Source organism: Paenibacillus sp. FSL H3-0469, from assembly GCF_038051945.1.
Classification (GTDB): Bacteria; Bacillota; Bacilli; order Paenibacillales; family Paenibacillaceae; genus Paenibacillus_AQ.
In genome coordinates this window covers 2157314-2176109 of sequence record NZ_CP150302.1, presented here as the reverse complement: position 1 = coordinate 2176109, position 18796 = coordinate 2157314, and the positions used below count along the sequence as shown (strand labels likewise).

Genomic DNA, 18796 nt, shown 5'->3' with positions numbered 1-18796 from the left:
TAGAATGGGCTGGTATAGCGGCATATAGCCTGAATGTATATGGAAAACAGCATACATTGTGTTCGTAAGCAGGCATATGGCCTGAATGTATATCAAAAACAGCATACATTGTGTTCGCGCAAAGGTAATCTTATTCATCCGTTAGGATGATTTTTAAAAACGGATAGACTGCCTGAAGACCCAATCTTTAGCTTATCTTTAGACTTGGTTTAGTCTGAATTAAGAATCCCCGGCTATATTTAAGTGAATAAGAAACGCTGCTTAAAATATAAGAACGGGAGTCCACTATGGCCAAATTGAATTTGTTTATCCGCGTGTGTATTGCCGTGCTGCTGGTGCTGGGCATTATCTATGTCAGCTCACTGGTAGACTTTATTTTTACCCCCATTATCTCGTTGTTCAAGGTTGTGATGGTGCCGTTAATGCTCGCCGTCTTCTTCTATTATCTGCTTCGGCCCCTGATTGACTTCCTGTCCTCCCGCAAAATGAAGCGGACGCTGGCGATCCTGCTGGTCTATCTGGTCATTGCTATGCTGTTACTGGGCTTCACAGTAGGGGTCTGGCCTTCGCTGCAAAGTCAGCTGCTGAACCTGGTCAACAATATGCCGGGTGTGCTGAGGGCAGTAGGGGAGCAGCTTAGCAAGCTGGAGAACACTGAATTGCTGTCAGGACTGCTTCCCGAGAATATGAACCTGTCCAGCCAATTGATAGGCTATTTAAATACAGGCTTTTCGCTGGCAACGGGCTATGTGTCCGGGCTGTTCTCTTTTGTCTCTAATTTTGCGATTGTGCTGTTCACCTTTCCGATCCTGTTGTTCTACATGCTAAAGGAGGGCGGGAAGTTCGGCGATAAGCTCGTGAGCTTTTTCCCGAGACGCTATCATGAGGAAGGCGCCGGGGTGGTTGCCGAGATTGACAACGTGATGGGCAGCTTCATCGTCGGCAGAGTGCTGGTCAATCTGGCGCTCGGCGTGCTCATGTACATCGGGTTCCTGATTATCGGCCTGCCGTATGCGCTGCTGCTGACGCTGGTGGCGGTGCTGATGAATTTTATCCCTTTTATCGGGGCCATTCTGTCTACTGTGCCGATCTTCATTATCGGTCTGATCGAGTCCCCGTCTACGGCGGTCTGGTCGATTGTGGTCGTGCTCGTTGCGCAGCAGATTCAGGATAACCTGGTGGCCCCTTATATCTTCGGCAAAAGCATGGATATCCACCCGCTGACCACCATTATTCTCGTTCTGGCCGGCGGCGATTTCGGCGGAATCATCGGTATCCTGGTTATTATTCCGGTCTACATGATGCTCAAAATCATAACAGTCAAGCTGTATCAGCTTTTCATCCGCAAGCGCTGGGATGAGGAGCCGCCAGCGCCCATGGGACCGGCGGAGCCGGTGCCCGAGGGCACAGTATCTTCTGCGGAAGCGGGGGAGTAGGTAGTAATTGAATAAGGCAGATTAAGTGCCGATTAGCGCTTGAATGAGGTAGAGAAAGTGCGAGTTGGGTGAAGTAAGAGCGAGGTTGGGTGAAGTAAGAGCAAGGTTGGATGAAGTAAGAGCGAGTAGGTTGAAGTAAGACTGGAGCTGGGCCGGCCTCGGGGCAGAGTTGGAAAAAAGGCACTTATTTCGCGCGGAATGGACGGTTACGGGGGAGTAGGTGGAAAAGTACATCTAATCTGCCCAATTCTAAGGATTCACCGAAAGTCGGCCCCAGTAAGTGTTGTTTATCCAACTAATCTCTGAAAGTGTGTCTGTAGCGCGAAATTAGATGAACTAAATCCATTTGCTTCACACGCTGCGTTCTGAGCTGTGGGTATACATCCGATACAACCGCATACTGATCTGAATCCCAAAAAAGGTCTATCCCAAAAGCCATCATATGGCTGGGATAGACCTTCTTCAATTAGAATCACCATGAGCAGAAGGGTAGCCGCTCTGTGTTCGGACCAGCATGAGGCTTCAGCCGCAAAGCTGCAACGCACTACTCAAGCTGTTAAGCTCTACTCACAGCTACTCCCGCATCAAAAACGTCCGCGTCCGCTCCAACTTCGCATTGCCGAAGATCTCCTCCGGGGTGCCGGATTCGGCAATGTCCCCGTTGTCCATGAAGAAGATGCGGTCCGCGACATCACGGGCGAAGCTCATCTCATGGGTGACGATCATCATCGTCATGTTCTCCTCGGCCAGCTGGCGGATGACGCGCAGCACCTCGCCGGTTAATTCAGGATCAAGTGCCGAGGTCGGCTCATCGAACAGGAGAATGTCCGGGCTGAGCATCATTGCCCGGGCAATAGCAACCCGCTGCTTTTGCCCGCCTGACAGCGTAGAGGGGTAGACGTCGGCTTTGTCAGCCAGGCCTACCTTGGCAAGCAGCTCCCGGCTCTTGGCCGTGATCTGCTGCACACTCTCCCGCTTCAGTGTGCGCGGGGCAAGCTCCAGGTTGTCCCGCACACTGAGATGCGGAAACAGATTGAAATGCTGGAACACCATCCCCATGCTTGAGGTGATGTCTCTAATCGCCGCCGTACTGGCGTAGCGTCCGTTCTCAACAAGCGTTTTCCCGCAGATCGAGATGCTGCCGCCGGTGACTTCCTCCAGATGTACGAGGCTGCGCAGCATGGTGCTTTTGCCGGAGCCCGAGGGTCCGATCACCGCAACGACTTCGCCGGGCTTCACATCAAAGCTTATCTGATTCAGCACACTGAGGCTGCCGAAGTCCTTCTTCAATTGCCGTACTTCAATCATGCTACTCATAGCGATACAGCCCTTCTACTCAAATTTGAAACGTTTCTCCAGCAGCTTGAAGAACAAGGTCAGCACCAGGGTCATCAGCAGATAAATAACGCCCGCTACGACAAAAGGCGTGACGGTGAAATCACGGTTCACCGCCGTCTTGGCGAAATTCAGCAGCTCCGGCACCGCCACGGCATACAGCAGAGCGGTATCCTTGACCAGCGTGATGGACTCATTAGCAACCGCAGGCAGCGCCACGCGGAACATCTGAGCGAGAATGACCTTGCGCAGTGTCTGCCAACGGCTAAGCCCAAGCACCTTGGCCGCCTCATGCTGGCCTTTATCGATTGAGAGCAGTCCGCCCCGGAAGATTTCGGCGAAATAAGCGCCGTAATTCAGGATAAAGCCCAGGCTCGCCGCTACAAAACGGTCCATAACCAGATATTCCCCGATTACGGGAATCTGCGGGAGGCCGAAGCAGAAGAAGAACAATTGCAGCAAGAGCGGCGTTCCGCGCATGACGTAAATATAGGTGTGTGCGATCCAGGCCAGCGGCTTTAACGTGCTTTTGGCCATCAGCGTGACGACCATCCCGAGCGGAATGGACAGCACGATCACGATCAGGAACAGCAGCACCGTAGTCCGGGCGCCTTCCAGCATCGGTCCGGAGATTCTAATAATATAATCGATATCCATGTCTACACCCGGCTCCTAAACGATAGCATCTAGTTCAATACCTTATTCTCTCCGAACCACTTGGTTGAAATGTCGGCGGCTGTTCCGTCACTGCTCAGCTCATCCAGCGCCTTCTGCAGCTCATCCAGCAGAGCTTCATTACCTTTCTTAATGCCGATACCATATTGCTCAGGGGCCAGCGATTCTTCCATCAGCTTGTACGTATCCGGCTCCTTGGCTATGTAATATCTGGCAACCACCTCATCGATGACCACCCCGTCCAGACGGCCCGACTTCAGGTCGGTCAGCGCCAGCACATTATCGGTGAATTCAGACACGCCGCCAAGCTCGGCCTTGATCGGATTCGCATCCAGGGCATCGGCGGCAGAGGAGAGGCTCTGAAGTCCGATTTCTTTACCGGCCAGATCCTTAAGCTTCGCAAGTGCTGAATCCGCCAGCACAACGACCACCTGACTATTCTCCAGATAAGGCTTCGTGAATAACACCTTGTCCTTGCGCTCATCCGTGATGGTGTATCCGTTCCAGATCATATCAATCCGCCCGCTGTTCAGCTCAGACTCCTTCGCGGACCAGTCAATCGGCTGGAAGGTAACCTCCCGGCCCATCTTCGCGGCAGCGGCTTTCGCATAATCGATATCGAAGCCGACAAGCTCATTGTTATCATCCCGGAAGCCCATCGGTGCGAACTTGTCGTCGATGCCGATCACCAGCTTCCCGTCCTTACCGCCTGAACTGGAGCAGCCAGTGACCACTGCAAGTGCCATAATTACGAGTAGAACCCATATTCCCTGTCTCTTCATCTCTCTAATCCCCCTAGTAGATTGCCTGCCGCATCCATTGCTTTAGTTCGTTAATACGTTATCAGGCTATCATAATAGCATAGGATGTGAGCTTATGTCGATAGAGTTGAGAGAGTTGAGAGAGGCAGATGTGTCCAAAATAAATCTATCTCCTCCGGCCCGGAGCTGAGCGTGTTCATACGTGCTTGGCTGTCCGCTTGAACGGCCAAACCGCCTACATCCCGGTGGAGCCGGAATGAAGACGGTTTCAGATAACAGTTATATGCGGTAAACTTCAGACTGCTGTGTTTACGCCAGTTTTCCTACTTCGCTACCTTCAATATTGTGTATTGCCCGATTGGCTGGTCTTGCCCGAGGCATAACCCTTGAAGAGGGTGGGCACATTGCGGTAGCGGGTATTGGTGATCCGCGCAGCGCTGCTGCTGCTGTCTGTCCGGAAGATGGAGTCCTTGACATTGGAGATGTCCGAGTTGTCCAAAGTGAAATTCACGGTGTAGGAGGTGCCGCCGTTCTGGCGGGCCAGCTTGCCGATGTCATTCGCTTTGAAGTTCTTGATATTGATCGTGCCCGCAGCGTTCGCCTGAAACACTTTATCGTAGGCTTTGTACGCACCTCCGCCTGTAATATTGATGGTGCCGGAAGCCTTCAGTGTCAGGGCATCCTCGCCGACATCCTGCCAGGTCACATTGGAGATGGTCGCATTCCCGTAACAGTGTACCCCGTCTGCGCCGGGAGCGCCGATAATTACATTTTTGAGTGTAGCATTCTTTTCCAGCCGGAAGATGGGCTTCTGGTTCTCTGCCTGGCTGCCGTCTCCTAGCGTACTGGGATTGGCGACAAACGTCTGGCCGCTGCCGTCATACGTCTGTCCGGCCGGTACGACAATCGTCGAGTTCACCACAATGGGCGTTGCGGCAGATACCTTGGGGGGACTGGCGACATAGAACGAAGACAACAGAGCAACCGACAGGAGCAAGCCAACTACCTTTTTCAAAAACATTCCGCCCTTCAACTGTAGAATGAGGTCCGGCGCACCGGTCCCTTGTGGCATGCCAGCCAGATGTGCACCTCTGATGGCACCCGATATCTAGCCTATTCAGAACACGTGTGCATAGAACAAAATCCTTTTAATGAGAACAATTTACATATTTTAGACAAAATTAGGCAAGGGTTGCAAGCTGATAGATAAAGGATAACAATAGTAGAATAACAGAGCCGCAGAAACGGAGGGATTTAGAATGACTGAGGAAGAGCTTGACGCCATGTGGGAGAAGCAAATGCAGGAGGAGAAAGAAGAGAAGGTGAAGAAGTACAGCATCCTGAACAATTTGGCGCTACAGGGGCAGACCGTACTGGCGGGCTCCTCACTGATGGAGTTTTTTCCGGTGAATGAATTGCAGCAGACGCTGGAGAAGCGGACCATCATCTATAACCGCGGGATTGCGGGCTATGTGACCCGGGAATTGCTCGAAGCGCTGGAGGTATGTGTGCTAGAGCTTGCGCCTTCGCGGCTGTTCATTAATATCGGCACGAACGACATCAGTTCAGCGGATGGTGAATATGAGCTCGGGAATCTGCTTGCGAATTATGATGAGATCCTCACCCGGATTGGCGCAAGGCTGCCTGAGTGCAAGGTGTATGTCATGGCTTATTATCCTGTGAACGCCAAGGCTGACTTCCCCGGAATGGATGAGGAGCTGCGGGCGAACTACTTCAGAACGAGAACCAATGCGGCACTACTGGAAGCGAACCGGGCCGTGGAGGAGCTGGCGGTCAGGCACGGCTATGAGTTCATTAATGTGAATGAGGGACTGATGGACGCCGAAGGGAATCTGAAGGAAGAGTACACGATGGATGGCGTTCATATGTATGCTAACGGGTACGCGGTGGTGCTGAATAATCTTAAGGGGTATTTGTAAGAGGCAGGCGTAGGATGTGAAAAATAACACTGTCAGGTCTAGGCGGCTTCATGATTATTAAAAAGCTGGGCACCTTTGCGATTATTTAATCGGATTAAAGGCACCCTGCTTTTGCTCATTTTCCAGCACTATTATTCAGAAATTTTAAATATGCTTACATTACTGTAATTTTGTCCTGTGATTTGCAAGTTTAACGTCCCAATTCCTGTTGCAGTGATTGGGAAAACAAGTTCAGAGTTAGCCGTAGTTACATTTATCAGACCACTGGCCGCCAACGCCAGGCCGCCAGGTCCTGCAGTTCCTCCGCCTGCTTTATACAAATAGGAGGGGAAGGGGGCAATTATACCGTCCAAGGTAGGTAGAACAGTTATAACATCTGCACTTGCAGCGACATCACTAATGAACAATCGAATGTTGTAGGCAACAAAATAAATGCCTGTTTCTTGTATTATTATGCTTGTGTTACCACCGGTACCTCCAAGGGTAATCCCCTGAGCAAATACCGTACTGAACGGTATGTTAATCGTGACGCCATCATTTACTTGTGTGTTGTTAACCGGTACAAATCGTCCATTAGTGGCCAAAATATTTGGTCCGGTGACGCCCGTGAGCCCGGTAACGCCTGTGAGTCCGGTGACGCCCGTGAGCCCGGTAACGCCTGTGAGTCCGGTAACGCCCGTGAGTCCAGTAACGCCAGTAGCTCCGGTAACACCGGTAGCTCCAGTATCACCAGTAGCCCCGGTAGCGCCAGTAGCTCCGGTAACACCAGTAGCTCCAGTAGCTCCGGTCACACCGGTAGCGCCAGTAACTCCTGTAGAACCAGTACCCCCCGTTGCCCCTCCCCCTGAACCAGTCGGTCCCGTTATTCCGGTCGGCCCCGTTGCCCCTGCCCCTGGACCGGTCGGTCCTGTTACACCGCGAAGCCCCGTCACTCCGGTCGGCCCCGTTGCCCCTGCCCCTGGACCAGTCGGTCCTGTTACACCGCGAAGCCCCGTCACTCCGGTCGGCCCTGTTGCCGCCCCTGGACCGGTCGGTCCTGTTACACCGCGAAGCCCCGTCATTCCGGTCGGCCCCGTTGCTCCAGTCGTCCCTTTCCCTCCGCCGGTATTTTGTCCAAGCAGTTCTTCAGACACCAACCGGTGTGCGCTTACCAGTTGACCTGTACTGCTCTTGCCCCACACCGAGATTTGAATGAAATCGCTCAATTCAGTCATATTTGCAGGTGTGACAAAGATAAATTCAAAACCATTAAAATCAGCGTAATAATTCTTAGTAATGACTTGATTTGTTGCAATTTGGACTACTTCGCTAACGTACAGGACTCTGGTTCCTGCGTTTAAATAATACCCTTGAATGGATACTGAGGAAGCCGAATCAACGCTGCGGTTATCAATTTTAACGGTAACCTGCTGAGTAGGCCTCACTCCGTTAACCGGGTTATTTTCGATCGGTCCAGTTGATAAAAAGGCCATTATTGGGTCACTTCCTATCCGTATACTTAGATTTCGTTCAAGTATGCGCCCGGTATTGTATGCCGAGTCTGCACACATAAACGGAAACACTCCAGTCAGCAGCATACTTAATGATTACTATAGTAATATTCGGATTCTCCGGTTTGGTGCGAATTTAGAGGTCGATTCCATTTCAGTAAGCCGAGCTCGCGCTGCGGTTATCGATTTTAACGGTAACCAAGACATAAAGAGAATAAATACTATAGCGGATGAGGCTTATTCCAATCTCTCAGATCAACTCCCGCCGCCGCTTCAAATACACATACAGCACGATGCCAGACAGGGAGCAGACGGCGGCGCATAAGCCGATAAAGCCGTACCCCGCCTGGAGCCCACGGAGTAGGCCAAGCTGGGTGGTGGAGCCGTAGAATGCTTTGACGGCTTCAATCACCCAGCCGATAATGTAGTTGCCGATAACGCTGCCGAGGCCCATCAGGGTCACCACGAAGGTAATAGCGGTGTCGCTCCCGTTCGGGTACCGGCGGGCGATGAACGCCATAACCGTAGGATAGATAATAGCAATCCCGGCCCCGGAGAGGGCGAACAGAAAGGCGAGACGCTCCCCGCCAGCCAGGGCGGCGAAGGTGCAGACCGCCGAGAAGCAGGAGAAGATAATCAGCGAGAGCACGAAGCCGATCCGGTCTGTCAGCGCGCCGAGCAAAAGCCGGCCGAGAGAGAACACCAGGAAGAATGCAGAGAGCAGGCCGGAGGCCCGGACGGTGTCCCAGGCATAGGCTTTTTCCAGAAAGTTAACCAGCCAGCCGCCCACCGCCAGCTCCGAGACCACGCCGAAGGACAGGATCATCACCATCATCCAGAGCGCGGGATCACGCGTCAGCGTGCGGAAGGAGGTGCGGTCCTCCTGCGGAAGATCATCTCCGGGAAATGTGCTGCGCAGCGCCGAGAGAATCGGCAGCAGACAGAGCGACAGCATGACCAGATACATCCCCCGCCAGTCCAGCAGATGTCCGAACACGCTCATCGACATGACTCCGGTAGCGAGAAGCGGCGCCACGGTTGAGCTTAATCCATAGAAGAAGTGGGAGAGGTTCATCATCATCCCCGTGTTTTTGACGAAAATACGTGCCCCCAGAATCGCCAGTCCGATCTCCAGCATCCCGTTCCCTATATACATCAGGAAGTAGGACGAAGCAAACAGCGGATAGCTGTGCGACAGGTAGATCAGTACCCCCGAGAGGACCATGGAAGCAAATGAAATAATAGTGACCGCCTTGATCCCCCATTTGCGGACAAGCACAGCGGTGAAGGAGCAGGCGATCAGATAACCCAGCGCGTTCAGCGAGAGCAGGGTGCCGAGCTGGCCTTCATCCAGATTGAACGAGAGCTGAATCCGCGGAATGGCGGGCCCTTTAATATTCTCTGAGATGCCAAAGACGACAAAGCCCAGAAAGATTGTCACGAGCTGCATGATATAGACGGTGTTACGTTTGTTGCCTGGTGCGCTGGCAGAATTGCCGGATTGAGCTTTCACAGTAAATAGCCTCCTGGATGATAATAAAATAGATTTGCCTTACTTTCGTTCAACCAGGTGGAACCGGTAATTCAGGCTTTCCGTGGTTGTGGTAATCAGTCCGCTCATGTACTCTTGCCGGGTATCCCGCTGAATAATAAGCTCAGGCATATGTTCGGGCGGAATAATGTCCAGGCATCCGCTGCGCAGATCTTCCAGCATCTCCGGCAAGATATTATCGCCTGTGATAACAATGGTGGCCGGGTTGATGATGCTGATGATCGACACCAGTGCATGTACGGCCAGCTTGCGGGGATCGCCTGCACCCTGGAGCAGCCGGAGCTGTTCTTCTCGGGGGATACCGTAAGGCAGGTAAGAGACCTCGCCGCTAAAAAAGCTGTTGCCGTTAAGCAAACGTCCGTTCACCATGAAGCCGGCCCCCGGGTAATGATTCTTGGGGAAGGTCAGCACGGCAAAATGACTCTCTTCGTCCAGGAGAAGCTTCTGGTACAAGCCGTACACCGTCAGATTCATATCATTCTCAATGATGATCTCTACCTCTTTATAGCGTTCCTTCAGAAAAAGTCCGAGCGGCTGCTCTGCAAGCGCGGGGACATCGCAGATTCCTATCCGGTCCTGCTGTACTACCCCCGGAATGCCGATGCCGATTGCCTGCACATTCAGACGGTCCGCAATCATCTCATCCAGCCACTCTCCGAGGGTATCTGGAGTAATCTCGTCATAATCCTTAACGGCTTCCTCTATGATTTCACCGTTCAGATTGGCAAGCGCACAGGTAATGGATTGCCGGCCGCCCTCTGCACGCACAATCATACAGATAATAGAAGAGTAATCTGCATTGAACTGATATTTCCTTGCCGGTCTGCCGCCGCTGGATTCCTCCCAGCCCAGCTCCAGAATTTCACCGGTCTGGACCAGTTCATTCAGAATGGTGCCACAGGTAGCCACGCTTAGCCGTGTCTGTCCTGCGACGGATGCTTTGGTGCCGGTGCCGGAGGTGCGCAACGCATTTTTCACCAGTTCTACATTGATTTTCTTGACCAGTTGTGTGTTATGAGACGGCTGGGCCATAGCGGGGTTCTCCTCCCGGGTTATTAATTAATCTTATTAAAAGAATTGCAATAAGTGTATTGTAGTCAGTTTCAGTTGAAAGGGCAAGACATAATTGGTAGAGCAGATTGCTGCATTGTTTCATAACAAAAAAGCCTACTCCCTATGGAGTAAGGCTTCTTACCGTGTATTACCGATAATATGACCTGAAGCCCCTATACGAGTGAATCAGGTGGACCGCTGATTCCAATCAGCATGCCCAAGGCGTATTGGATTTTCTCACCCTCAGCGTTAATAATATGGGCAAGTGCAAGCTCCTCCATTGCAATGGAGGATAACAATAGGTTAATAGCATCGTATCTTGTTAACGTAACCGTAGTACTGATGTTGGGGATGCTGGGATTGGACAAGAGGTTTGCCTCCTTGAAATAGGATTGTTTCATCCTATTCCTGAAGATTCCCCGCTGAGACGGTTACAACCTATGCGTATCCAATATTTCGCCAATCCTCTGTAAAAGAAGCAGCGGAGTGCTAACGCAGCTCGCCCGGTGTGCGCAGCTTGACCTGCTTGAACACCCGGTTGAAGGTGCGGATATTGGTGAAGCCGCATTCCAGCGCGATATCCAGAATGCTTTTGTCGGTGCCCAGCAGCAGCCGTTCCGCCTGGTTGACGCGGATGCTGTTCAGGTACGCCACGTAGCTCATGCCTGTGATGCTTTTGAAGAAGCGGGAGAAGTAAAACAAGCTCATATTGGCATGCCGGGCGGCATCGGCCAGGGTGATAGGGTGCATGTAATGGACATCCAGGTACTCCAGCACCTCCTGCATAATCTTCATATTGGTAATGCGCCGCTTATCCTTATGCGGATTTACGATATCCAGCGGCATCTGCCGCAGAATCAGCGCACACAGCTCGTGCAGCAGGCCGGTCACCAGCTGTTCATGATGCGGGGCCTTCTCCAGATGCTCCTCCAGCAGCTCATGCATAATCGCAGGCAGGCGGGGGTTGCCTTGTTCAGGAGCAGACTGGCTCTTCTCCATAAAAGGTGACATCAGCCGCTTATTCAGGGGCCAGCCTGCCGGATATCCGATCAGTGAAGGATTGAAAATAATCATCAGCAGCTTGGACTCGCTGTTCTTGCTGTCATAATAATGGATATCTCCGCTGCTGCATACGGCCAGATCCCCGGCGGTCAGCACCCGTGTCTCGGAGTTAATCCCCATCCTTATGGACCCCTCCAGACAATAGACAATCTCCAGATCATTGTGCCAGTGGGCAAGGAAATTAATATTCCGGCTCACAAAGGCCGTGAAGGGAAACGCATAGCCGTACGTCCGGTTCTCGTGAAACGCTCTCATGTTTACTCCTGTTCTCGTCCTCCCGGCAGTCCGTCAGGAAGCGGTTTCAGTTATTTGCTGCTATTGGCATAATGCAGTCTTAAATTTAGCAAAAAATGACCATTCCCACAAGCAAAATGACGAGCAGAAACGGCGCGGATAGATTACAATTTCTTCAGGAAGACCTGATCTAAATCAATCTATAACCCAAACTTAAATAAATAGGACAAAAAGGAGAGCTTGACATGGCAAAGAAGGCATTGATTGTAAAAGGTGGATGGGACGGGCATGAACCGAATGAGGTAGCGGCGATTTTTGCAGATATCCTTACGAACGAAGGCTTCGAGGTGGAAGTCTCGGATACACTGGACAGCTTCAACGATGCCGAGGCACTGAAGGCACTGAATCTGATTGTACCGGTCTGGACCATGGGCGAAATCAAGGGGGAGCAGTGCTCGGCGGTTCTGGCGGCTGTGGCTTCCGGCGTAGGCATCGCAGGCTGTCACGGCGGGATGTGCGACTCCTTCCGTACCAATACGGAATGGCAATTTTTGACCGGATCACAATGGGTGGCACATCCCTTCAATGATGGAGTGGATTATGAAGTGAACATCGTGAAATCCGGCTCCAGCCCGATTGTGGAAGGCATGCAGGACTTTATGGTGAAGTCGGAGCAGTATTATCTGCATGTCGATCCGGCGGTGAATGTACTGGCTACTACCACTTTTGTGATGAGTGAAGGCGAGCATTCGGCCAATGGTGTCATCACGATGCCGGTAGTCTATACGAAGAAATGGGGCCAGGGCAAGGTATTCTATAACGCGCTTGGACATCATGCGGATGTGTTCGATATCCCGGAGGCCAAGGAACTGATGCGCCGGGGCTTCTTGTGGGCAGCCAAATAAACGAAGGACAAGGTGGGAAATAGCGTGCGTAAAGTAAAAATTGGGATTGTTGGCTGCGGAAATATCAGCGGCATTTATTTTGAGAATTTGACCGGAACCTTTGTGAATACAGAGGTCTATGCCTGTTCGGATCTTAATCTGGAGCGGGCGCAGCAGGCCGCAGAGCAGTACGGGGTTCCGAATGTGTGGACGACAGCGGAGCTGCTGGCTTCGGAGGAGATTGAGATTGTCGTGAATTTGACCACGCCGAATTACCACTACGAGGTGTGTAAGCAGGCGCTGCTGTCAGGCAAGCATGTCTATGTGGAGAAGCCTCTGTCCTTATCGCTTGAGCACGGGACTGAGCTGGTGGAATTGGCTAAGCAAAAAGGACTGTTCATCGGCTGCGCGCCGGACACCTTCCTTGGAGCGGGACTACAGACCTGCGCCAAGCTGATCGCGGACGGATATATCGGAGAGCCGGTGGCGGCAACGGCATTCATGCTCTGCCACGGACATGAGAGCTGGCATCCGGACCCAGAGTTCTATTACCAGGCCGGCGGCGGCCCGATGTTCGATATGGGACCGTATTATCTGACGGCTCTGGTATCTTTGCTGGGTCCGGCGGCTACGGTATGCGGTATGACCAAGACCTCGTTCCCCACGCGGACGATCACCAGCGAGAAGAAGTTCGGCAAGGTGGTGGAGGTTGAAGTCCCTACGCATGTGGCCGGAACAATACAGTTCGCCAGCGGTGCTGTTGCCACGATGATTACCAGCTTCGATGTCTGGCACAGCACACTGCCGCGCATTGAGATTTACGGCTCGCTGGGCACTCTGATTGTGCCGGACCCGAACACCTTCGGCGGCCCGATCCTCCTGCGTCCGGCGCATAGCGCGGAATTCAAGGAGATTCCGGTGGTGCACAGCTATGAAGGCAACAGCCGGGGCATCGGCGTGGCCGATATGGCCCGCTGCATCGGGACCGGAGAGACCCCGCGCGCTAACGGCGAGCTGGCGAATCATGTGCTGGAGATCATGCACGCCTTCCATACCAGCTCCGATTCGAAGCGCTATGCCGAGCTGACCACCACCTGCGACCAGCCGAAGCCGCTGGCTCCGGGACTGATTAAGGGATATTTGGAGTAGCAGAAAGCAGCTAATCATAGCGAAAAGTAGCGCGAATAAGCGAAGAAGCAAAGAGTGTAAAGGTAATAGATAGCATTTAACAGGCAGCGTTCTGTCCCCAGTTGCGGGGAGGGGCGCTGTTTTTTTGTGAGGTGGAGTGGAGGAGACTCGGCGCGAAGGTACGTGCGGGCCAAATGTATACGTAAAACCGAATACAGTCGGTGTGCCGGGGTACAGCGCTTGGAGCAAATGTATGTGAAAAACAGTATACATTGTAACCGCAAGCAGGCATACGGTCCAAATGTATGTGAAAAACAGCAGACATTGTACCCGCAAGCAGGCATACGGTCCAAATGTATGTGAAAAACAGCATACATTGTGCCCGCAGCAGGCATATGGTCCAAATGTATGTGAAAAACAGCATACATTGTACCCGCAAGCAGGCACATGGTCCAAATGTATCCGTTGGTGCGAGAGCCTTCTCCTCTCATATCAGGTCCCCCTCTGTTTGAACTTGTATATACAAGTTTAATGTATCTCAACAAGTTATTCATGGAGGTGCTTCATTTGAATCAAGAGAGTAAGGCCCGGCCAGCGGAATGGTGGCGGCGGTCCACAGTGTATCAGGTATATCCGAAGAGCTTCAAGGATACGACAGGGAACGGAACCGGTGATATCAGAGGCCTGACGGAGAAGCTGGATTATTTGCAGGAGCTGGGGATTGATATTGTCTGGCTCCAGCCGGTCTATGTCTCGCCCGGACATGATAACGGTTACGATGTGGCGGATTATGAGCGGATTAACCCGGAATTCGGCACGATGGAGGACTTCGACGAGCTGGTAGCGGAGCTGCACCGGCGCGGTATGAAGCTGATGACAGATATCGTAGTCAACCATACCTCGACAGAGCATGAGTGGTTCAAGCAGGCGATCTCCAGCCGGGACAATCCGTACCGCGATTATTATATCTGGAAGGACCCGGCGCCAGGCGGGGGAGTACCGAACAATTGGCAGTCGAAGTTCGGAGGTCCCGCCTGGCAGTTCGATGAGGCGTCAGGCCAATATTATCTTACTCTGTTCGACAAGACACAGGCGGATCTGAACTGGGAGAACGAAGAGGTCCGCAGCGCGGTGAACCAGATGATGCTGTTCTGGGCCCGCAAGGGTGTGGATGGATTTCGGATGGACGTCATTAACCTGATCTCCAAGGACCAGCGCTTCCCGGATGATGACGGGAGTGTGCCGCCGGGCGACGGGCGGAAGTACTACACAGACGGTCCACGGGTCCACGAATACATCCGGGCGATGTACGATGAGGTGTTTGGCCCGCATGAGCTGATCACGGTCGGTGAGATGTCCTCTACCACACTTGAGCAGTGCATCCGTTATTCCAATCCTGAGCGGCGGGAGTTCTCAATGACCTTCAACTTCCATCATCTGAAGGTGGATTATCCGAACGGCCGGAAGTGGGAGCTGATGCCTTACGATTTCGAAGCGCTCAAGCGGCTGTTCAGCGAGTGGCAGACCGGGATGCAGAAGGGCGGGGGCTGGAACGCTTTATTTTTCAACAATCACGATCAGCCTCGCGCCCTCTCCCGGTTCACAGACGACACGGCGTACCGCGAGGAGAGTGCCAAGCTGCTGGCGACTACACTGCACGGATTACAGGGTACACCCTATGTCTATCAGGGAGAAGAGATCGGGATGCCGAATCCCAAGTGGCGGGGGATTGAAGAATTCCGTGATATTGAGTCGCTCAATATGTACCGGATTCTGTGTGAGCAGGGTGCAAGCCCCGGGGAGGCGCTCGCGATTCTGCAGGAACGTTCAAGGGACAACTCCCGCACGCCGATGCAGTGGGATGACAGTTCGAATGCAGGCTTCACCACCGGAACGCCTTGGATAAAAGTGGATGAGCGGTACCCGGACATCAATGTACGTCAGGCGCTGGAGCAGCCGGATTCCATCTTCCATCACTACCGCAAGCTGATCGCTCTGCGCAAATCGCACGCTATTTTCGTAGACGGGCTATACCGCAGACTGGACGAAGGACATCCCGAGGTGTTCGCTTATGCACGGACCGGAGATCATGAGGCGCTTGTCGTGGTCTCGAACTTCAGCAGCAAAGAGATGATGTTCCGGCTTCCGGATGATCACTGGGCGGACTTAAGCGCTAAGGGGAAGGGGAAGCTCCTGCTTGGCAATACCGGAGAGCATCCTGCACTTACGCAAGAGCTTCAGCTTCGCCCGTATGCTTCATATCTGTGGCTAGTCAGCCGGCACTAGGAGATACCGAAATTGCGTGAATGTACGTTAAAATCTGATAGGCTACTATGCCTTCATCAACTATGCGAGGAGTGACAATATGGCTATAGACCGCAAAAATGTTGAAGAGATCGTCCGGGCGGTGGGCGGCAAGGAGAACATTGAGGTAGCTACGCATTGTGTAACGCGCCTGAGATTCTCGCTCTATGACGAGAGTAAAGTGGATGCTTCGGCGCTGGACGCAAATGACCTTGTGAAAGGGCAGTTCTCTTCCCAGGGGCAATTCCAGATTGTTATCGGACCGGGCATTGTAGATAAAGTATATGATGAGATGATTCAGCTGACCGGCGGTGCCCGTTCCTCCAAGGATCAGGTGAAATCAGCCGCAGCCCGGAACCTGAATCCGCTTCAGCGGATCATCAAGACACTGGCCGATATCTTCATTCCCATTCTTCCGGCCATCGTTACTGCGGGTCTGCTTCTGGGGATCAATAACCTGCTGACCGGCCCGGGGATATTCTTCAGCGATTCGCTGGTCGATGTCTATCCGCAGTGGAAGGACATTGCTGCTATCATTAATACAATTGCCAGTACCGCATTTACATTCTTGCCCGCACTGATCGGCTGGGCCGCCGTGACCCGCTTCGGGGGCAGCCCGCTGCTCGGGATTGTGCTGGGTCTGATTCTGGTGCATCCAGACTTATTAAGTGCTTACAGCTATGCTAACGCTTCTACGGAAGGTACGGTTCCAACCTGGAATCTGTTCGGCTGGCATCTGGAGCGGATCGGTTATCAGGGACAGGTGCTGCCGGTCCTGGTATCAGCCTATATCCTTGCCAGAATTGAGATGTTCCTGGACAAGCGCGTCCATGATTCCGTCAAGCTGCTGGTGGTCGCACCGGTGACGCTGCTGATTACAGGCTTCCTGGCCTTCACCATCATCGGGCCGGTTACGTTCGGCATTGCCAATGGCATCACCTCCGGCCTGGTGTATATCTTCGATCATTTTGCCATACTCGGCGGATTAATTTACGGCGGATTCTACTCGCTCCTGGTCATTACAGGCATGCATCACACCTTCCTGGCCGTTGACGTCCAGCTGATCGGAAGCGAGAAAAGCACCTTCCTCTGGCCAATGCTGGCACTCTCCAATATTGCCCAGGGTGCGGCAGCACTGGCGATGATGTTCGTGGTCAGAGAGCAGAAGACCAAGGGTCTGGCTGTGACCTCCTCCGTCTCGGCCTTCCTCGGCGTTACCGAGCCGGCCATCTTCGGGGTGAATATCCGCTACCGCTATCCGTTCATCTTCGGGATGATCGGCTCCGCGATAGGCGGTGTGCTGCTCACTGTGAATCAGATCCGGGCTACATCCATTGGGGTAGGGGGAATTCCCGGCTTCCTGTCGATCTTCCCTAACCAGTGGGGTGTGTTCTTCATCGGGATGGCGATCGTGCTGATCGTACCGTTTGCCGCCACCGTGCTGTATGGCCGGGCGGTTGCACAGCGTGCACTGAACAAAGCGCAAGCAACAGCAGGCGTAACAGCAGCCGATTCTTCTGTTACAGCCCCTGAGCTAAGCAGCCGCAGCTCCGTACAAGGCTCGCAGGAGCAGGAGCCGGTGAATATCCTGGAGCTGGCGTCACCGCTTAATGGAACGGCGGTACCGCTAGAGCAGGTTCCTGATCCCGCTTTTGCTGAGCGGCAGATGGGGGATGGGATTGCGATTGAACCTTCCGAAGGCAAGGTCTATGCTCCCTTCGATGCTACAGTAGCCCACGTGATTAAGAGCAAGCACGCGCTGATTCTGGAGCATGCCAGCGGAGTCCAGGTGCTGATCCATGTCGGGATTAACACCGTATCGCTCAAAGGCGAAGGGTTCACGACAACGAAGCAGATCGGCGATAAGGTCCGGGCTGGCGAGCTTCTGCTGGAATTCGATATGGAGGCCATCCGCGCCGCCGGGTATCCTTTAATTACTCCAATAATCATCCCTGCCGGGCAGGAGATGGTGGAGCGGATCGAGGAACAGAGCGGACCGGCCACGGCGAAGCAGACCCGTATTCTAACTGTTCATCTTAAGGGTTGACCCGTGCGGATCAGACATGCAATATAAGGAATGGAGGACAGCCCTGCGGGGCTGTTTTTCTACAATTTAGGGCGGTGATGTTCGATGAGAGAGAATATATTTTTGCAGATCTATACGGAATACAGCAGCCGTATCCAATCCGGCCAGCTCGCGCCCGGAACCAAGCTGCCCTCTGAGAGTGAGCTGGCGGAGGCTTATAAGACCTCGCGGGAGACGGTGCGCAAGGCGCTGAATCTTTTGTTCCGCGAGGGCTATATTAACAAAATTAAAGGCAGGGGCTCGTTCGTGCTGGATATGACGCGGATGGATTTTCCCGTAACCGGGCTGATCTCATTCCAGGAGCTGACCGGGACGCTTGGGGTTCCCTCGCGGACACTGGTAGAAGAGACGGTCCTGGAGCCGGCAGGCTCCCTGCTGGCCCGGCAGCTGCACCTCGCTGAAGAGACGCCGGTATGGAAGGTCATCCGCGCCAGAGAGATTGAAGCCGAGCGGATTATTCTGGACAAGGACTATTTCCGGTCCGATATCGTTCCCTTCCTCAGCAAAGAGATCGCAGAAGGCTCTATTTATGAATATCTGGAGGCGGAGCTGGGTCTGAAGATCAGTTATGCCAAAAAGCTGATCTCCGTTGAGCCCGTGACCGGGGAGGATCAGCGTCTGCTGGACCTGAAGCAATACCAGCATATTGTCGTGGTGCGGAACTATGTGTATCTGGAGAATACCGTGCTGTTCCAATACACCGAATCCCGGCACCGGCTGGATAAGTTTCAGTTTGTGGATTTCGCCAGAAGGGTTAGGCGGTGAACGGTCAGGGAAAGGCTGGACGGAAGAGCAGTCATGATCGTAACTGAAATAAAGCGCTATAAGGCAGGGTATTCACGAATAATCGTGTGCT

16 protein-coding genes are annotated in these 18796 nt (G+C 53.1%); 7 read left to right on the top strand and 9 right to left on the bottom strand.

Annotated elements, in window-relative coordinates; all coding sequences use genetic code 11:
- The first annotated feature begins 287 nt into the window (after positions 1-287).
- Entirely contained in the window at positions 288-1436 is a 1149-nt protein-coding gene (locus tag NSS83_RS09565; protein ID WP_341348114.1) for an AI-2E family transporter, read from the top strand.
- A 573-nt stretch (positions 1437-2009) separates the two neighbouring features.
- Here NSS83_RS09565 and NSS83_RS09560 read toward each other — a convergent pair.
- The 4 genes from NSS83_RS09560 to NSS83_RS09545 form a co-directional block, all read right to left on the bottom strand.
- Positions 2010-2753 carry an amino acid ABC transporter ATP-binding protein gene (locus NSS83_RS09560; protein ID WP_341348113.1) on the bottom strand — a complete coding sequence of 248 codons (744 nt, stop codon included), beginning with the start codon at positions 2751-2753 and terminating at the stop codon, positions 2010-2012.
- Between the two features lie 15 nt (positions 2754-2768).
- Complete coding sequence (locus NSS83_RS09555) at positions 2769-3428, bottom strand: amino acid ABC transporter permease (protein ID WP_341184665.1); 660 nt, start codon at positions 3426-3428, stop codon at positions 2769-2771.
- 29 nt (positions 3429-3457) lie between these two features.
- Entirely contained in the window at positions 3458-4228 is a 771-nt protein-coding gene (locus tag NSS83_RS09550; protein WP_341184666.1) for an amino acid ABC transporter substrate-binding protein, read from the bottom strand.
- A 316-nt stretch (positions 4229-4544) separates the two neighbouring features.
- Positions 4545-5228, bottom strand: coding sequence for a pectate lyase (locus tag NSS83_RS09545; protein ID WP_341185242.1), 684 nt, complete (start codon positions 5226-5228; stop codon positions 4545-4547).
- A 238-nt stretch (positions 5229-5466) separates the two neighbouring features.
- Between NSS83_RS09545 and NSS83_RS09540 the strand changes: the two genes are divergently transcribed.
- Positions 5467-6147 (top strand): GDSL-type esterase/lipase family protein, encoded by a 681-nt coding sequence (locus NSS83_RS09540; RefSeq protein WP_341184667.1) that lies wholly within the window; start codon positions 5467-5469, stop codon positions 6145-6147.
- Positions 6148-6278: 131 nt separating this feature from the next.
- Here NSS83_RS09540 and NSS83_RS09535 read toward each other — a convergent pair whose 3' ends face one another.
- The 5 genes from NSS83_RS09535 to NSS83_RS09515 all read right to left on the bottom strand — a co-directional run bounded on the left by NSS83_RS09535 (position 6279) and on the right by NSS83_RS09515 (position 11559).
- Positions 6279-7619 (bottom strand): hypothetical protein, encoded by a 1341-nt coding sequence (locus NSS83_RS09535; protein ID WP_341348112.1) that lies wholly within the window; start codon positions 7617-7619, stop codon positions 6279-6281.
- A gap of 268 nt (positions 7620-7887) precedes the next feature.
- On the bottom strand, positions 7888-9087 hold the full coding sequence (locus NSS83_RS09530; protein ID WP_341185243.1) for an MFS transporter: 1200 nt from the start codon (positions 9085-9087) through the stop codon (positions 7888-7890).
- Positions 9088-9189: 102 nt separating this feature from the next.
- Positions 9190-10221 (bottom strand): ROK family protein, encoded by a 1032-nt coding sequence (locus tag NSS83_RS09525; protein WP_341184669.1) that lies wholly within the window; start codon positions 10219-10221, stop codon positions 9190-9192.
- 194 nt (positions 10222-10415) lie between these two features.
- Complete coding sequence (locus NSS83_RS09520; RefSeq protein ID WP_341348111.1) at positions 10416-10610, bottom strand: hypothetical protein; 195 nt, start codon at positions 10608-10610, stop codon at positions 10416-10418.
- A 121-nt stretch (positions 10611-10731) separates the two neighbouring features.
- A complete protein-coding gene (locus NSS83_RS09515; RefSeq protein ID WP_341348110.1) occupies positions 10732-11559 on the bottom strand; it encodes an AraC family transcriptional regulator in 828 nt (275 codons plus the stop codon).
- A 224-nt stretch (positions 11560-11783) separates the two neighbouring features.
- On the opposite strand from NSS83_RS09515, the gene NSS83_RS09510 reads away from it, so the two are divergent.
- From NSS83_RS09510 to treR, 5 genes are all read left to right on the top strand, one after another.
- On the top strand, positions 11784-12443 hold the full coding sequence (locus tag NSS83_RS09510; protein ID WP_341348109.1) for a ThuA domain-containing protein: 660 nt from the start codon (positions 11784-11786) through the stop codon (positions 12441-12443).
- Positions 12444-12467: 24 nt separating this feature from the next.
- Positions 12468-13571 carry a Gfo/Idh/MocA family oxidoreductase gene (locus tag NSS83_RS09505; protein ID WP_341348108.1) on the top strand — a complete coding sequence of 368 codons (1104 nt, stop codon included), beginning with the start codon at positions 12468-12470 and terminating at the stop codon, positions 13569-13571.
- Positions 13572-14117: 546 nt separating this feature from the next.
- Positions 14118-15836 carry an alpha,alpha-phosphotrehalase gene (gene treC / locus NSS83_RS09500; protein ID WP_341348107.1) on the top strand — a complete coding sequence of 573 codons (1719 nt, stop codon included), beginning with the start codon at positions 14118-14120 and terminating at the stop codon, positions 15834-15836.
- Positions 15837-15915: 79 nt separating this feature from the next.
- Positions 15916-17901 carry a PTS system trehalose-specific EIIBC component gene (gene treP / locus NSS83_RS09495; RefSeq protein WP_341348106.1) on the top strand — a complete coding sequence of 662 codons (1986 nt, stop codon included), beginning with the start codon at positions 15916-15918 and terminating at the stop codon, positions 17899-17901.
- A gap of 84 nt (positions 17902-17985) precedes the next feature.
- Complete coding sequence (gene treR, locus NSS83_RS09490) at positions 17986-18705, top strand: trehalose operon repressor (protein WP_341184678.1); 720 nt, start codon at positions 17986-17988, stop codon at positions 18703-18705.
- Positions 18706-18796: the final 91 nt, after the last annotated feature.

Excerpts from the sequence above, each read along its gene's own strand:
- NSS83_RS09560 (WP_341348113.1), bottom strand. The coding sequence starts at position 2,753 with ATGAGTAGCATGATTGAAGTACGGCAATTGAAGAAGGACTTCGGCAGC.
- treR (WP_341184678.1), top strand. The coding sequence starts at position 17,986 with ATGAGAGAGAATATATTTTTGCAGATCTATACGGAATACAGCAGCCGT.
- treP (WP_341348106.1), top strand. The coding sequence starts at position 15,916 with ATGGCTATAGACCGCAAAAATGTTGAAGAGATCGTCCGGGCGGTGGGC.
- NSS83_RS09510 (WP_341348109.1), top strand. The coding sequence starts at position 11,784 with ATGGCAAAGAAGGCATTGATTGTAAAAGGTGGATGGGACGGGCATGAA.
- NSS83_RS09565 (WP_341348114.1), top strand. The coding sequence starts at position 288 with ATGGCCAAATTGAATTTGTTTATCCGCGTGTGTATTGCCGTGCTGCTG.
- NSS83_RS09535 (WP_341348112.1), bottom strand. The coding sequence starts at position 7,619 with ATGGCCTTTTTATCAACTGGACCGATCGAAAATAACCCGGTTAACGGA.
- NSS83_RS09550 (WP_341184666.1), bottom strand. The coding sequence starts at position 4,228 with ATGAAGAGACAGGGAATATGGGTTCTACTCGTAATTATGGCACTTGCA.
- NSS83_RS09540 (WP_341184667.1), top strand. The coding sequence starts at position 5,467 with ATGACTGAGGAAGAGCTTGACGCCATGTGGGAGAAGCAAATGCAGGAG.
- NSS83_RS09530 (WP_341185243.1), bottom strand. The coding sequence starts at position 9,087 with ATGCAGCTCGTGACAATCTTTCTGGGCTTTGTCGTCTTTGGCATCTCA.
- NSS83_RS09545 (WP_341185242.1), bottom strand. The coding sequence starts at position 5,228 with ATGTTTTTGAAAAAGGTAGTTGGCTTGCTCCTGTCGGTTGCTCTGTTG.
- NSS83_RS09555 (WP_341184665.1), bottom strand. The coding sequence starts at position 3,428 with ATGGATATCGATTATATTATTAGAATCTCCGGACCGATGCTGGAAGGC.
- NSS83_RS09515 (WP_341348110.1), bottom strand. The coding sequence starts at position 11,559 with ATGAGAGCGTTTCACGAGAACCGGACGTACGGCTATGCGTTTCCCTTC.
- NSS83_RS09525 (WP_341184669.1), bottom strand. The coding sequence starts at position 10,221 with ATGGCCCAGCCGTCTCATAACACACAACTGGTCAAGAAAATCAATGTA.